The organism is Pseudomonas sp. H1_F01 (assembly GCF_054681425.1).
Genome location: NZ_CP162823.1, coordinates 5,020,329 through 5,033,224, shown reverse-complemented (window position 1 = coordinate 5,033,224; position 12,896 = coordinate 5,020,329). Strand labels below are relative to the sequence as shown.

Genomic DNA, 12,896 nt, shown 5'->3' with positions numbered 1-12,896 from the left:
GGAATATGGCACGTCGCAGGCACACCGAAGAACACGTCAACCATGAACGCTGGCTCGTTTCCTACGCCGACTTCATCACCCTGCTGTTCGCCTTTTTCGTGGTCATGTATTCGATCTCGTCGGTCAACGAAGGCAAGTACAAAGTCATTTCCGAGGCGTTGATCGGCGTCTTCACGGATTCCGACCGCGCGCTCAAACCGATTCCCATCGGCGATGAGCGCCCCAAGACCACCACGCCGGCCAAGCCCTTGGTCAAGGACAGCGAACAGGTCGATGCCGGTATCGCCGGCGGTAGCGATCCGTTGAAAAGCATCGCCGACGATATCAGCGCGGCGTTCGGTGACCTGATCAGCTCCAACCAGATGACCGTGCGTGGCAACGAGTTGTGGGTCGAGATCGAGCTCAATTCCAGCTTGTTGTTCGGCAGCGGCGACGCCATGCCCAGCGACATGGCGTTCAACATCATCGATAAGGTCGCGGCGATCCTCAAGCCCTTCGACAACCCGATCCATGTCGAAGGCTTCACGGACGACCAACCGATCCGTACTTCGCAATACCCGACCAACTGGGAGCTGTCCTCGGCCCGTTCGGCGAGCATCGTGCGCATGCTGGCGATGCAGGGCGTGAACCCCGGCCGCCTGGCCTCGGTGGGCTACGGCGAGTTTCAGCCGGTCGCCAACAACGCCACGGCCGAGGGGCGTGCGCGCAACCGGCGGGTGGTGCTGGTGGTGTCGCGCAACCTCGATGTGCGTCGCAGCCTGACCGGTACCGGTACGGCCAAAGCAACTCCAGATGCGGCATTGAAGCGGGCTGGCACACAAACTGCACCGGCTCCGGTCAAGTCGCCGGGAAGACAGAGTGCCGTCAATTCTCCGTCACCCGCTTTATAACCGAGCTATTTCTCGGTCGAGCCTGTTTCGGCCGGGAGGAACGATCCAAATGAGAGTCTGGGCAGTCGCCAATCAAAAAGGTGGTGTGGGCAAGACCACATCTTCCATCGCTTTAGCCGGGTTGCTGGCCGAGGCGGGCAAGCGCGTGGTCATTGTCGACCTGGACCCCCATGGCTCGATGACCAGCTATTTCGGCTACGATCCCGACAGCCTGGAGCACAGCAACTACGACCTGTTCCTGCACAAGGGCGTTGTGCCCGAGGGCCTGCCGGGGCAGTTGCTGTTGTCCACCAGCGACGAGCGGATTTCCCTGCTGCCATCGAGCACCGCCCTGGCCACCCTGGAGCGACAGTCGCCGGGGCAGGGCGGGTTGGGCCTGGTGATCGCCAAGAGTCTGGCGCAGCTGTGGCAGGATTTCGATTACGCGATCATCGACAGCCCGCCGTTGCTGGGTTTGCTGATGGTCAATGCCTTGGCAGCCAGCCAACAATTGGTCATTCCGGTGCAGACCGAGCACCTGGCGGTCAAGGGCCTGGAGCGCATGGTCAATACACTGGCGATGGTCAACCGCTCGCGCAAGCAGACGCTGGCCTTCAACATCGTGCCAACCCTGTTCGATCGTCGTACCCAGGCCTCCCTGGGCACCTTGCGGGTGTTGCGGGACAAGTACCCGGAAGACATCTGGCAAGGCTATATCCCCGTTGATACCCGCTTGCGGGACGCCAGCCGTGCCGGTGTGACCCCGTCGCAATTCGATGGCAAGAGCCGCGGAGTGCTGGCCTATCGGGCGCTGCTCAAGCACCTGTTGACCCAACAGCTTGTTCCGCAGCAGGTGGCTTAAGGTGACGAGGCTTTCCACTGGCATTGTGTTCGCCTGCGAACGCTCAAGTCCTGCCGCATTCATGCCGATAACCTCTTCAAGTGGCGCACTGTTCCTATGAGCCGCCCGATAAAGACAACCTCGCGTCCGCAAATGGCCCTGCAGTCCTATCTGGATGGGCTGCTGCAGGAAGCGACCGAAGAATTGCCACCACAGCCAAGCGTGATCGAGGCGTTGCCCGAGAACGTCGAAGCCAAGGGTGTGCTGGATGAGTTTCAGGCGGCCGTGCTCGAAGAGCAGGCCCGTGACGCACAGAAATCAGTGATAGCTGCAGCGGTCGAGGCACCGTTTATCAAGCCCCAGGTGGCGGTCATGGACGCGCCTGCGCCGATCCTGGCGCCGGTCTCGACCGTTGCCCCGCTGCTACAAGGCCTGGTGACGCCGGTGGTGGAAATCCACCTGCCGCCGAGCAATCCGCCGCCACCGGTGCCGGGCGACGACCGTCCGGCCTGGGCCGCCGAGCCGTTCGAGTGTCTGTTGTTTGATGTGGCCGGGTTGACCCTGGCGGTGCCGCTGGTATGCCTGGGGTCGATTTATTCCCTGGCCGGGCAGGAATTGACGCCGTTGTTTGGCCAGCCGGAATGGTTCCTCGGAATCCTGCCGAGCCAGGCCGGCAACCTGAAGGTACTGGATACGGCACGCTGGGTCATGCCGGACCGTTATCGCGATGATTTTCGCCAAGGCTTGCAGTACGTGATTTCAGTGCAGGGCTACGAGTGGGGTTTGGCGGTGCATCAGGTCAGCCGTTCGCTGCGCCTGGACCCGAACGAGATCAAGTGGCGCAGCCATCGAGGGCAACGGCCATGGCTGGCCGGTACGGTGATCGAGCATATGTGCGCCTTGCTGGACGTTTCCGAGCTGGCGGAGCTGATCGCCAGCGGCGGGGCAAAACACCTGGGTGGCAGTAAGAAGCCGGTCCAGAAACCGAAATAAGATAACCGGCGGCGCCCAGCGTCGTCGGACAGAATACACGCCGCCACAGGCGGTTTTTCGAGGGGTCAGGGTATGAATGATAAGGCGTCGTCTCAAAAGGGTTCTGAAGATCCGATTCTGCAATGGGTGACCTTCAAGCTCGATAACGAAACCTACGGCATCAACGTGATGCGCGTTCAGGAAGTGCTGCGCTATACCGAGATCGCCCCGGTACCGGGTGCACCGAGCTACGTGCTGGGCATCATCAACCTGCGTGGCAACGTGGTCACGGTGATCGATACCCGCCAGCGCTTCGGCCTGATGAATGCCGAGATCAGCGACAACACCCGGATCGTCATCATCGAAGCCGACAAGCAAGTGGTTGGCATCATGGTCGACAGCGTCGCCGAAGTGGTTTACCTGCGCCAGTCGGAAATCGAGACTGCGCCGAACGTGGGTAATGAAGAATCCGCCAAGTTCATTCAGGGCGTGTGCAACAAGAACAACGAGTTGTTGATTCTGGTTGAACTGGACAAGATGATGAGCGAAGAAGAGTGGTCGGAACTGGAGAGTATCTGATTTGATTCTTGAGGTAGCAGTCATTGTCCTGTTCCTTTTCTGGGCAGGCACGCTGGCGATGTTCTTGGCGTACATACGTGGCCAGCGGCAGATCGCCGCTCAGCAGGCCCAGGGAGATGCGCTGCGCGACCAGCGCATCAAGGACCTGGCCAAGCGCGTCGATGATTACCAGAACGGCACCGTGCGCATGGGCGAAGCGCTCCATGAGCTGCGTGCCGTGGTCGCGCCGTTGCCGGATAAACTTGCCCAGCTGGAACAGCGCGACCCCTCCAGCCTGTCCTTTGCCCAGGCCGCCCGCCTGGTGGGCATGGGCGCCAGTGTCGACGAACTGACCCAAGCCTGCGGCCTGACCCAGGCCGAGGCGGAGTTGATGAGTAAACTGCATAAGGGCGGCTGATCGCCTTCACCCCCCGATCCAATTGTGGGAGCGAGCTTGCTCGCGATAGCGGTGTGACAGTCAACAGAGATGTTGAATGTGAGTCCGCCATCGCGAGCAAGCTCGCTCCCACAGGTTTTTTTGTCGCTCACACACTGATCATTCCAGCCCAAGCACCGCCGCTGTGATCAGTAGTCGTCGCCGCGGTCGGTCACATCTTTCTCGACACTCGGCGCATTCGGGTCGTAGCCCTGGGGAAACTTGCCCTTGAGGTTCCAGGCAAACGCAATGATCTCGGCAATCGTGCGGTACAGCTCTTCCGGGATGCTGTCCCCCAGCTCCGTCCGCGCCAACAGCTTCACCAGCTCGGCATTTTCATAGATCGGCACTTCGCTTTCGCGGGCGATGCGCAGGATTTCCTCGGCCAGGGCTTCGTCGCCCTTGGCGGTGAGGGTCGGGGCGTGGTGGCCGTCGTACTTGAGGGCGATGGCCTGGCGGGGTTCGGTATGGGTTGTCATGCGGTTTCGTCCACCCAGCGTTGTTCCAGGCGAGTCTTGGGGCCTTGGGGCGGGGTGCCGAGGTGGCAGTCCAGTTCGCCGACGTTCAGGCCACAGGTCACCAGGCGTTCACGCAAGGCTGTCAGGTTGCTTTCGATCAGGCTTGCGGTGTACGGCCGTTCTGCCCACAGCTGGCTGGACAGGCTGCCGCTGAGCAACTGCGCCTGAACCTGCAGTGGGCCGAGCGGTTCCATGTCGAACGCCAATTCCACCCGCCAGAGCTGCTGTTTTGGCTCGCGTTCTTCCCGGCGCTCGTTGGGTTGCTCCCGGGGCGGGGTTTCCTCACGCTGGAACTTGACCTGCAACGGCACGATGTCCTGCAAGTTGCGCATCGGGATCTCCAATTGCCAGGTGCTCATCAGCCGACCGTCGTCGGTCAGGCCGGTCTGTTCCAGGCTCGACAACTGATGGCTTTGCAGGCGTGACACGGCGGCAGCGGCCAGGCGCAGCAGGTGTTCGAGGTCGCCTTCTTCGTCCTGGCCTTTCATCTGGCGCGAGGGCAGGGGGAAGCTGGTGGGTTGTGGCTTGGCGCTGACCTGGCCGAGCATCCCCAGGGCGCTGCGTACGAAGCTAGGCAGGACTTGGGCCAACGTATTGGCGGCAATGATGGCGCTGAGGTTGGTGGAGGTGGGTAGGGCCGGTGTCAGTTGGGCGATCAGTTTCAGCAGGTCGCCTTTCATGTCCGGCGCCAGGCTCGGCGGCTGCCCGGCGAGCAACTTGCTTTCCAGGAACACACCGCTGGCGACCATGGCCTGGGCCAGCCCCTTGGGCGTACTCAGTTGCTGGACATCCGGCAGGCTGGCCAACAGGCGTGTCACCGCGGCGCGCAGCTCGGCACCGGTGTCGTCGGTGGCCGGAAGGTTTTGCAGGGCGGTGATCAGGCTGTCCAGCGAGCCCTGCTGGCTCATTTGCGTGACCAACTGCTGGCTCACCGCCAATTGCTCCTGGCGGTTGCTCAGCGGAACGAACTTCAGCGTCTGAGTATCTTGCACCTGGGCACTCAACAGCGTGCCGATGCGCAGCGGCTGCGGGCTGTCGATGTCCAGGGTGCTACCCGCCTGGGCGGTATTGAGCAAGCTTACCAACGACCGATACACCGCCGGTTGTCCCGGCAGCTGCGGCAACGCCTGACTGGTCAGCACTTTGCCTTGCAGCAGGGTGCCGACCGGCAACTGCGCCGTGTCGATTCGGGTGAGGGTGGCGACGCTGGAGGCCACGGCCTGTTGCACGGCAATCGCCAGGTTGCTGGCGGACGGCTGCGTCACGGCCAGGCTGGTGCCTTGGGGCAACGGCTGGGTGCTGGTGGCCTGCACGGTGGTCTGGCGGCCGCTCTCCAGGGTGACCTTGAGCAACAGCTGGAAAGTCTGGTCGGCCTGCTTGAGCGACAGCACTTCGGCCTGGGCGGTCTGGCCCGAGCTGATCAGGCCTTCGGTCGGCACCAGCAGTTTGAGCAGCTCGCCATTGACCGCTGGCATACGCGTGGTTGCCGTGGCCTGGGGCAGCGGCAGGATGTTCATGTCGCCTGTCATTTGCGGTCTTACCTTGGGGAAATAAGCTCTCTTGAGAGGAGGTTAGGGCATGTATAATGCCGCCCGTCTTTCAGGGAGTGGCGAAAACCTTGCAATTGTTTGACGCAGCTCTGTGGAACAGCTCGTCAATGCATCTATGCTGCATCTCTTTAACGGCCGCTGCACCGCCGACTTGAACCGTATAAGGCCCGCGATCCCTTGACCAGTCCTCTCCTGCAAACCGTCGGCCTCGCCTGTGAGCGAGACTTGCGACTGCTTTTCGAAAATCTCGAATTGAGACTCTCGCGTGGCGACATGGTGCAAATCAGTGGTCCCAACGGCAGCGGCAAGACCAGCTTGCTGCGCCTGCTGGCCGGGTTGATGCAACCCACCGCAGGCCAAGTGTTGCTCAATGGCCAGCCCTTGCACAGCCAGCGTAGCGAACTGGCCCGCAACCTGCTCTGGATCGGCCATGCCGCCGGTATCAAGGATTTGCTGACCCCCGAAGAGAACCTCAGTTGGCTCTGCGCATTGCATACGCCGGCCGGCCGCGAAGCGATCTGGCAGGCGTTGGCGGCGGTAGGGCTGCGCGGCTTCGAAGACGTGCCGAGCCACACCTTGTCCGCCGGCCAGCAACGCCGCGTGGCCCTGGCCCGGCTGTATCTGGACAGCCCGCCGCTGTGGATTCTCGACGAGCCGTTCACCGCCCTGGACAAGCAGGGTGTCGCGCAGCTCGAGGAACACTTGGCCCAGCACTGTGAAAACGGTGGCATGGTGCTCTTGACCACTCACCACACGCTGGCGCGGATGCCGGCCGGTTATCGCAACATTGATCTGGGGAACTGGGCCGTATGAGTGTGTTTGGCCTGTTGCTTGCCCGCGAGGCGCGCCTGCTGTTCCGTCGTCCGGCCGAATTGGCCAATCCGCTGGTGTTCTTCGCGATAGTGATTGCGTTGTTCCCGTTGGCGGTCGGGCCGGAGACTCAATTGTTGCAAACCTTGTCTCCGGGACTGGTCTGGGTCGCCGCGCTTTTATCGGTCCTGCTCTCGCTGGACGGGCTTTTCCGCAGTGATTTCGAAGACGGTTCACTGGAACAGTGGGTCCTTTCGTCGCACCCCCTGGCCCTTCTGGTTTTAGCCAAGGTACTGGCACACTGGGTTTTTTCCGGGCTGGCACTGGTATTGCTCTCGCCACTGCTGGCAATGATGCTGGGGCTGCCCGGCGCGTGCATGCCGGTGCTGCTGGTGTCGCTGCTGCTGGGCACGCCGGTGCTGAGCCTGCTCGGTGCGGTGGGCGCGGCGTTGACGGTGGGGTTGAAGCGCGGCGGCCTGTTGCTGGCGCTGCTGATCCTGCCGTTGTATATCCCGGTCCTGATCCTGGGCAGTGGTGCCTTGCAAGCGGCGTTGCAAGGAATGCCCGCGACCGGTTATCTGCTGTGGCTTGGTAGCCTGACCGCCCTGGCGATAACCCTGACACCCTTTGCAATAGCCGCTGGCCTGAAGATCAGCGTCGGCGAATAATAACGAGGCCTGGTCAAAAATTGACCACTTCTTTGGAAGTAAAGGCTGCCCCGGCGGTTCGTGACGGCGAGCCGCAACCGTGATGGAAACAGCAATGAACTGGACCTGGTTTCACAAGCTCGGCTCACCCAAGTGGTTCTACGGCATCAGCGGCAAACTACTCCCATGGTTGAGCATCGCTGCACTGTTGTTGATTGGTTCCGGCGTAGTCTGGGGCCTGGCCTTCGCACCGCCGGACTACCAGCAGGGCAACAGCTTCCGCATCATCTACATCCACGTACCCACGGCGATGCTGGCCCAGTCCGTCTACGTGATGCTGGCGGTGTGCGGTGTGGTAGGGCTGGTGTGGAAGATGAAGCTGGCCGACGTGGCCCTGCAATGCGCTGCGCCCATCGGTGCCTGGATGACTGCCGTGGCGCTGGTCACCGGGGCCATCTGGGGCAAGCCGACCTGGGGTTCGTGGTGGGTCTGGGATGCGCGACTGACGTCGATGCTGATCCTGCTGTTCCTGTACTTCGGTCTTATTGCGCTGGGCAACGCCATCAGCAATCGTGACAGTGCCGCCAAGGCCTGCGCGGTACTGGCGATTGTCGGTGTGATCAACATCCCGATCATCAAGTACTCGGTGGAGTGGTGGAACACCCTGCACCAGGGGGCGACTTTCACGCTTACCGAAAAACCGGCAATGCCCGTCGAAATGTGGCTGCCGCTGTTGCTGACCGTGTTGGGTTTCTACTGTTTCTTCGGCGCGGTGCTGCTGCTGCGCATGCGCCTGGAAGTGCTCAAGCGCGAGTCCCGGGCCAGTTGGGTGAAGGCCGAAGTACAGAACAGCCTGGAGGCCGCTCGATGAGTTTCGCTTCATTCGGCGATTTCCTCGCCATGGGCCATCATGGCCTGTATGTCTGGTCAGCCTATGGCATCTGCCTGGTGGTGCTGGCCCTCAACGTGGCGGTGCCAATCCTGGCCCGCAAGCGGTATCTGCAACAAGAGGCGCGTCGTCTGCGCCGGGAGAACGGTCAGTGAATCCGCTGCGCAAAAAACGTCTTGTCATCATTCTTGCGATCCTGGTGGGTGTCGGTGCCGCGGTCGCCCTGGCCCTGAGCGCCCTGCAGCAAAACATCAACCTGTTCTACACCCCGACCCAGATCGCCAACGGCGAAGCGCCCAAGGACACCCGCATCCGCGCTGGCGGCATGGTGGAAAAAGGCTCGCTGGAGCGCTCCGGGGATTCCCTGGACGTGAAATTCAATGTCACCGACTTCAACAAGACCGTGACCATCACCTATCGCGGCATCCTCCCGGACCTGTTCCGCGAAGGGCAGGGCATCGTCGCCCTGGGCAAGCTCAACGCCGACGGCGTAGTGGTGGCCGACGAAGTGCTGGCCAAGCACGACGAAAAATACATGCCGCCGGAAGTGACCAAGGCGCTGAAAGACAGCGGTCAGTCGGCGCCCGCTCCCGTGAAGGAGGGCTGATCAATGACTGCTGGCATCTTTATTCCCGAGTTGGGCCACCTGGCGATGATCCTTGCCCTGTGTTTCTCCCTGGTACAGGCCGTGGTGCCCTTGCTCGGTGCCTGGCGCGGCGACCGCTTGTGGATGAGCCTGGCCCAGCCGGCGGCGTGGGGGCAGTTCGCCTTCATGCTGTTCGCCTTCGGTTGCCTGACCTATGCGTTCATGGCCGACGATTTTTCCGTGGAATACGTCGCCAGCAACTCCAATAGCGCCTTGCCCTGGTACTACAAGTTCAGCGCCGTGTGGGGCGCCCACGAAGGCTCGCTGCTGCTTTGGGCGTTGATCCTGGCCGGCTGGACCTTCGCCGTCTCGGTGTTCTCCCGGCAGTTGCCCCAGGTGATGCTGGCCCGGGTGCTCGCGGTGATGGGCATGATCAGCACCGGTTTCCTGCTGTTTTTGATCGTCACCTCCAACCCGTTCGAGCGCATCCTGCCGCAGATGCCGACGGATGGCCGCGACCTCAACCCATTGCTGCAAGACATCGGCCTGATCGTTCATCCGCCCATGCTCTACATGGGCTACGTCGGCTTCTCCGTGGCCTTCGCCTTCGCCATCGCCGCGTTGCTCGGTGGTCGTCTCGATGCGGCGTGGGCACGCTGGTCGCGTCCGTGGACCATCGTCGCCTGGGCCTTCCTCGGCATCGGTATCACCCTCGGTTCATGGTGGGCCTACTACGAACTCGGCTGGGGCGGCTGGTGGTTCTGGGACCCGGTGGAAAACGCCTCGTTCATGCCCTGGTTGGTGGGCACGGCGCTGATCCATTCCCTGGCGGTCACGGAAAAACGTGGTGTGTTCAAGAGCTGGACCGTGCTGCTGGCCATCGCGGCGTTCTCGCTGAGCCTGCTGGGGACGTTCCTGGTGCGCTCGGGCGTGCTGACGTCGGTGCATGCCTTCGCCTCGGACCCTGAGCGTGGCGTGTTCATCCTGATGTTCCTGCTATTTGTGGTCGGCGGTTCGCTGACGCTGTTCGCCCTGCGTGCGCCGGTGGTCAAGAGCCAGGTTGGCTTCAACCTCTGGTCGCGGGAAACCCTGTTGCTGGGCAATAACCTGGTGCTGGTGGTGGCCGCGTCGATGATCCTGCTGGGGACGTTGTACCCGCTGGTGCTCGATGCGTTGTCCGGTGCCAAGCTGTCGGTGGGCCCGCCGTACTTCAATGCGCTGTTCATCCCGCTGATGGCTATCCTGATGGTAGTAATGGCCATCGGTATGCTGGTGCGTTGGAAAGATACCCCGGTCAAGTGGCTGCTGGGCATGTTGACCCCGGTGCTGCTGGGCACCGCCGCGCTGGCCGTGGTGGCCGGCGTGGCGTATGGCGATTTCAACTGGGCGGTACTGGCGACGTTCGTGCTGGCAGCCTGGGTATTGCTGGCGGGTGTACGGGACATCTTCGACAAGACCCGGCACAAAGGCCTGATCAAGGGGCTGCCGACCCTGACCCGCAGTTACTGGGGCATGCAGGTCGCACACCTGGGCATCGCCGTCTGCGCTCTGGGCGTGGTGCTGTCCAGCCAGAACAGCGCCGAGCGCGACCTGCGCCTGGCGCCGGGTGAGTCCATGGACCTGGCCGGCTATCAGTTCGTTTTCGAGGGCGCCAAACATTTCGAGGGCCCGAACTTCACATCCGACAAAGGCACTGTGCGAGTCCTTCGCAACGGCCAGGAAATCACCGTGCTGCACCCGGAAAAACGTCTCTACACCGTGCAGAACTCGGTGATGACCGAAGCCGGCATCGATGCCGGTTTCACCCGCGATCTCTACGTGGCGCTGGGCGAGTCCCTGGGCGACGGCGCGTGGGCGGTGCGGGTCCACGTCAAGCCATTCGTGCGCTGGATCTGGTTCGGTGGCTTGCTCACCGGCCTGGGTGGGGTGCTGGCGGCGCTGGATCGGCGTTATCGAGTCAAGGTGAAAACCCGGGTGCGTGAAGCCCTGGGCGCGACGGGAGCCACTGCATGAAACGTTGGTTGATGTTGGTGCCGCTGGCGCTGTTCCTGTTGATGGCGGTGTTTTTGTACCGCGGGCTGTACCTGAATCCGACCGAGTTGCCCTCGGCGATGATCGGCAAGCCGTTTCCGGATTTCTCCCTGCCTTCGGTGCAGGGTGATAAAACCTTGACCCGCGCCGACCTGCTGGGCAAGCCGGCGCTGGTCAACGTGTGGGGCACCTGGTGCATCTCCTGCCGGGTCGAGCACCCGGTGTTGAACAAACTGGCCCAGAACGGCGTGGTGATCTACGGCGTCAATTACAAGGACGTCAACGTCGACGCCTTGAAGTGGCTGGCCGAGTTCCACAATCCGTATCAACTGGACATTCGCGATGAAGACGGTTCCCTGGGCCTGAACCTGGGTGTCTACGGTGCGCCGGAAACGTTCTTCATCGACGCCAAGGGCGTTATCCGCGACAAGTTCGTCGGCGTGATCGACGAACAGGTCTGGCGCGAGAAACTGGCCGCCAAGTATCAGGCACTGGTGGACGAGGCCAAGCCATGAAGCGCTGGTTAGCCGCCGCCATCCTCGGCCTGAGCCTTGCCGGCGTGGCCCACGCCGCCATTGATACCTACGAATTCGCCAACGACGGCGAGCGCGAGCGGTTTCGTGAACTGACCAAGGAACTGCGCTGCCCCAAGTGCCAGAACCAGGACATCGCCGACTCCAACGCACCGATTGCCGCCGACTTGCGCAAGGAGATCTTCCGCATGCTCGGCGAGGGCAAGGACAACCAGCAGATCATCGATTTCATGGTCGATCGCTACGGTGAGTTCGTGCGCTACAACCCCGCCCTGTCCTCCAAGACGGCGCTGCTCTGGTTCGGCCCCGCCGGGCTGTTGTTCGGTGGTTTCGTCGTCATTGCAGTGATCGTGCGCCGCCGCCGGGTCCAGCGCACGGCCGCCCCGGACACGCTTTCTGTCGAAGAGCGCCAGCGCCTCGACCAACTGTTGGATAAAACCAAGCATGATTGATTTCTGGCTCGCCGCAGGTCTGCTTCTTCTGGTAGCCCTGAGTTTTCTGTTGATCCCTGTCCTGCGTGGTCGTCGCGCTCAACGCGAGGAGGACCGTACCGCGCTCAACGTGGCGCTGTACCAGGAACGCGTTGCCGAACTGCAAGCCGAGCGGGAGGAGGGCGTGCTCAACGCCGCGCAACTGGACACCGGTCGCGCCGAAGCTGCCCGTGAACTGCTCGCCGACACCGAGGGCGCCGATGCACCACGCGAATCCCGGTTGGGCAAGCCGTTGCCATTGCTCGCCGCTGTGCTGGTGCCGGTGTTGGGCCTGGCGCTGTACCTGCATTTCGGTGCCAGCGACAAGGTCGAGCTGACCCGTGAATTCGCCCAGGCGCCGCAGTCGATGGAAGAGATGACCCTGCGCCTGGAACGTGCGGTGGCGGCGCAACCGGATAACGCCGAGGGCCTGTATTTCCTCGGGCGTACCTACATGGCGCAGGATCGGCCCGCAGACGCGGCAAAGATCTTCGAGCGCACCGTGGCGGTGGCCGGTCGCCAACCCGAACTGCTGGGCCAATGGGCCCAGGCGCAGTATTTTGCCGATGGCAAGAAATGGTCGGACAAGCTCCAGGCGCTGACCGACGAAGCGCTGAAGCTCGATCCGAAGGAAGTCACCAGCCTCGGCCTGCTGGGTATCGCCGCTTTTGAGGGTGAGCGCTATCAGGACGCGATCGATTACTGGGGACGCCTGCTGGTGGAACTGCCCGAGGGCGACAAGTCCCGTGAAGCGCTGCAGGGCGGCATTACCCGTGCCACCGAGAAGCTGCAAGCCAGTGGCGGCAAGGTCGCCCAGGCGCCGGTGGCCAAGGCTGCGGCACTGCTCAAGGTGCGCGTCGACCTGGCGCCGGCACTCAAGGCCAAGGTGCAGCCGGGCGACAGCGTGTTCATCTTCGCCCGCGCCGTTTCCGGCCCGCCTGCGCCACTGGCCGCCAAGCGCCTGACGGTCGCCGATCTGCCGGTCACGGTAGAGCTGGGTGACGCGGACGCAATGATGCCGCAGTTGAAACTGTCGAACTTCCCCGAAGTCCAACTGGTGGCGCGCATCTCCCGGGCCGGCCAGCCGACCGCGGGTGAGTGGGTCGGCCGCAGCCAGCCCCTGGCGAGCACCACCACGGCGCAGCAACAATTGACCATCGACAGTCCGGACAAATAACAGGAATTC

At 62.6% G+C, this 12,896-nt stretch carries 16 protein-coding genes; 14 read left to right on the top strand and 2 right to left on the bottom strand.

The annotated features are described in order from the left end of the window. The first annotated feature begins 5 nt into the window (after positions 1-5). The 5 genes from motD to AB4O09_RS22650 all read left to right on the top strand — a co-directional run bounded on the left by motD (position 6) and on the right by AB4O09_RS22650 (position 3,658). Positions 6-890, top strand: coding sequence for a flagellar motor protein MotD (gene motD / locus AB4O09_RS22670; protein WP_003199137.1), 885 nt, complete (start codon positions 6-8; stop codon positions 888-890). Between the two features lie 49 nt (positions 891-939). After that, the gene (locus AB4O09_RS22665) at positions 940-1,731 is read left to right on the top strand and encodes a ParA family protein (protein WP_003199140.1); all 792 of its coding nucleotides are present in this window, start codon (positions 940-942) and stop codon (positions 1,729-1,731) included. Positions 1,732-1,827: 96 nt separating this feature from the next. Next, positions 1,828-2,703: a CheW domain-containing protein gene (locus AB4O09_RS22660; protein ID WP_003199142.1), complete on the top strand. Its 876-nt coding sequence runs from the start codon at positions 1,828-1,830 to the stop codon at positions 2,701-2,703. 72 nt (positions 2,704-2,775) lie between these two features. Further along, positions 2,776-3,261, top strand: coding sequence for a chemotaxis protein CheW (locus tag AB4O09_RS22655; protein ID WP_003199144.1), 486 nt, complete (start codon positions 2,776-2,778; stop codon positions 3,259-3,261). Position 3,262: 1 nt separating this feature from the next. Further along, positions 3,263-3,658 carry a DUF2802 domain-containing protein gene (locus AB4O09_RS22650; RefSeq protein WP_003183966.1) on the top strand — a complete coding sequence of 132 codons (396 nt, stop codon included), beginning with the start codon at positions 3,263-3,265 and terminating at the stop codon, positions 3,656-3,658. Between the two features lie 167 nt (positions 3,659-3,825). Here the strand turns inward: AB4O09_RS22650 and AB4O09_RS22645 are convergent, their stop codons facing one another. Next, positions 3,826-4,155, bottom strand: coding sequence for an EscU/YscU/HrcU family type III secretion system export apparatus switch protein (locus tag AB4O09_RS22645; RefSeq protein WP_460107538.1), 330 nt, complete (start codon positions 4,153-4,155; stop codon positions 3,826-3,828). Beyond that, positions 4,152-5,723, bottom strand: a complete 1,572-nt coding sequence (gene fliK / locus AB4O09_RS22640; RefSeq protein WP_003199148.1) for a flagellar hook-length control protein FliK — start codon at positions 5,721-5,723, stop codon at positions 4,152-4,154. Before fliK ends, AB4O09_RS22645 begins: the two co-directional genes overlap by 4 nt. Before the next feature lie 198 nt (positions 5,724-5,921). On the opposite strand from fliK, the gene ccmA reads away from it, so the two are divergent. The 9 genes from ccmA (at position 5,922) to ccmI (ending at position 12,887) form a co-directional block, all read left to right on the top strand. Then, positions 5,922-6,557, top strand: a complete 636-nt coding sequence (gene ccmA / locus AB4O09_RS22635) for a cytochrome c biogenesis heme-transporting ATPase CcmA (RefSeq protein WP_003199149.1) — start codon at positions 5,922-5,924, stop codon at positions 6,555-6,557. Further along, the gene (gene ccmB, locus AB4O09_RS22630) at positions 6,554-7,222 is read left to right on the top strand and encodes a heme exporter protein CcmB (RefSeq protein ID WP_003199151.1); all 669 of its coding nucleotides are present in this window, start codon (positions 6,554-6,556) and stop codon (positions 7,220-7,222) included. Before ccmA ends, ccmB begins: the two co-directional genes overlap by 4 nt. A gap of 94 nt (positions 7,223-7,316) precedes the next feature. Further along, positions 7,317-8,072: a heme ABC transporter permease gene (locus tag AB4O09_RS22625; protein ID WP_003199153.1), complete on the top strand. Its 756-nt coding sequence runs from the start codon at positions 7,317-7,319 to the stop codon at positions 8,070-8,072. Further along, entirely contained in the window at positions 8,069-8,245 is a 177-nt protein-coding gene (gene ccmD / locus AB4O09_RS22620; protein WP_003199159.1) for a heme exporter protein CcmD, read from the top strand. Before AB4O09_RS22625 ends, ccmD begins: the two co-directional genes overlap by 4 nt. Further along, complete coding sequence (gene ccmE, locus AB4O09_RS22615) at positions 8,242-8,697, top strand: cytochrome c maturation protein CcmE (protein WP_003199160.1); 456 nt, start codon at positions 8,242-8,244, stop codon at positions 8,695-8,697. The genes ccmD and ccmE overlap by 4 nt, the downstream gene beginning before the upstream one ends. 3 nt (positions 8,698-8,700) lie before the next feature. Then, positions 8,701-10,689, top strand: coding sequence for a heme lyase CcmF/NrfE family subunit (locus AB4O09_RS22610; RefSeq protein ID WP_003199162.1), 1,989 nt, complete (start codon positions 8,701-8,703; stop codon positions 10,687-10,689). Beyond that, on the top strand, positions 10,686-11,222 hold the full coding sequence (locus AB4O09_RS22605) for a DsbE family thiol:disulfide interchange protein (RefSeq protein ID WP_003199163.1): 537 nt from the start codon (positions 10,686-10,688) through the stop codon (positions 11,220-11,222). Before AB4O09_RS22610 ends, AB4O09_RS22605 begins: the two co-directional genes overlap by 4 nt. Beyond that, complete coding sequence (locus tag AB4O09_RS22600) at positions 11,219-11,692, top strand: cytochrome c-type biogenesis protein (RefSeq protein ID WP_003199166.1); 474 nt, start codon at positions 11,219-11,221, stop codon at positions 11,690-11,692. The genes AB4O09_RS22605 and AB4O09_RS22600 overlap by 4 nt, the downstream gene beginning before the upstream one ends. Further along, complete coding sequence (gene ccmI / locus AB4O09_RS22595; RefSeq protein ID WP_223523308.1) at positions 11,685-12,887, top strand: c-type cytochrome biogenesis protein CcmI; 1,203 nt, start codon at positions 11,685-11,687, stop codon at positions 12,885-12,887. Before AB4O09_RS22600 ends, ccmI begins: the two co-directional genes overlap by 8 nt. The last annotated feature ends 9 nt before the right edge of the window (positions 12,888-12,896 follow it).

Bases quoted from the DNA above. Each gene is read 5' to 3' on its own strand.
- motD (WP_003199137.1), top strand. From the start codon at position 6: ATGGCACGTCGCAGGCACACCGAAGAACACGTCAACCATGAACGCTGG.
- AB4O09_RS22665 (WP_003199140.1), top strand. From the start codon at position 940: ATGAGAGTCTGGGCAGTCGCCAATCAAAAAGGTGGTGTGGGCAAGACC.
- AB4O09_RS22660 (WP_003199142.1), top strand. From the start codon at position 1,828: ATGAGCCGCCCGATAAAGACAACCTCGCGTCCGCAAATGGCCCTGCAG.
- AB4O09_RS22655 (WP_003199144.1), top strand. From the start codon at position 2,776: ATGAATGATAAGGCGTCGTCTCAAAAGGGTTCTGAAGATCCGATTCTG.
- AB4O09_RS22645 (WP_460107538.1), bottom strand. From the start codon at position 4,155: ATGACAACCCATACCGAACCCCGCCAGGCCATCGCCCTCAAGTACGAC.
- fliK (WP_003199148.1), bottom strand. From the start codon at position 5,723: ATGACAGGCGACATGAACATCCTGCCGCTGCCCCAGGCCACGGCAACC.
- ccmB (WP_003199151.1), top strand. From the start codon at position 6,554: ATGAGTGTGTTTGGCCTGTTGCTTGCCCGCGAGGCGCGCCTGCTGTTC.
- AB4O09_RS22625 (WP_003199153.1), top strand. From the start codon at position 7,317: ATGAACTGGACCTGGTTTCACAAGCTCGGCTCACCCAAGTGGTTCTAC.
- ccmD (WP_003199159.1), top strand. From the start codon at position 8,069: ATGAGTTTCGCTTCATTCGGCGATTTCCTCGCCATGGGCCATCATGGC.
- AB4O09_RS22610 (WP_003199162.1), top strand. From the start codon at position 8,701: ATGACTGCTGGCATCTTTATTCCCGAGTTGGGCCACCTGGCGATGATC.
- AB4O09_RS22605 (WP_003199163.1), top strand. From the start codon at position 10,686: ATGAAACGTTGGTTGATGTTGGTGCCGCTGGCGCTGTTCCTGTTGATG.
- AB4O09_RS22600 (WP_003199166.1), top strand. From the start codon at position 11,219: ATGAAGCGCTGGTTAGCCGCCGCCATCCTCGGCCTGAGCCTTGCCGGC.
- ccmI (WP_223523308.1), top strand. From the start codon at position 11,685: ATGATTGATTTCTGGCTCGCCGCAGGTCTGCTTCTTCTGGTAGCCCTG.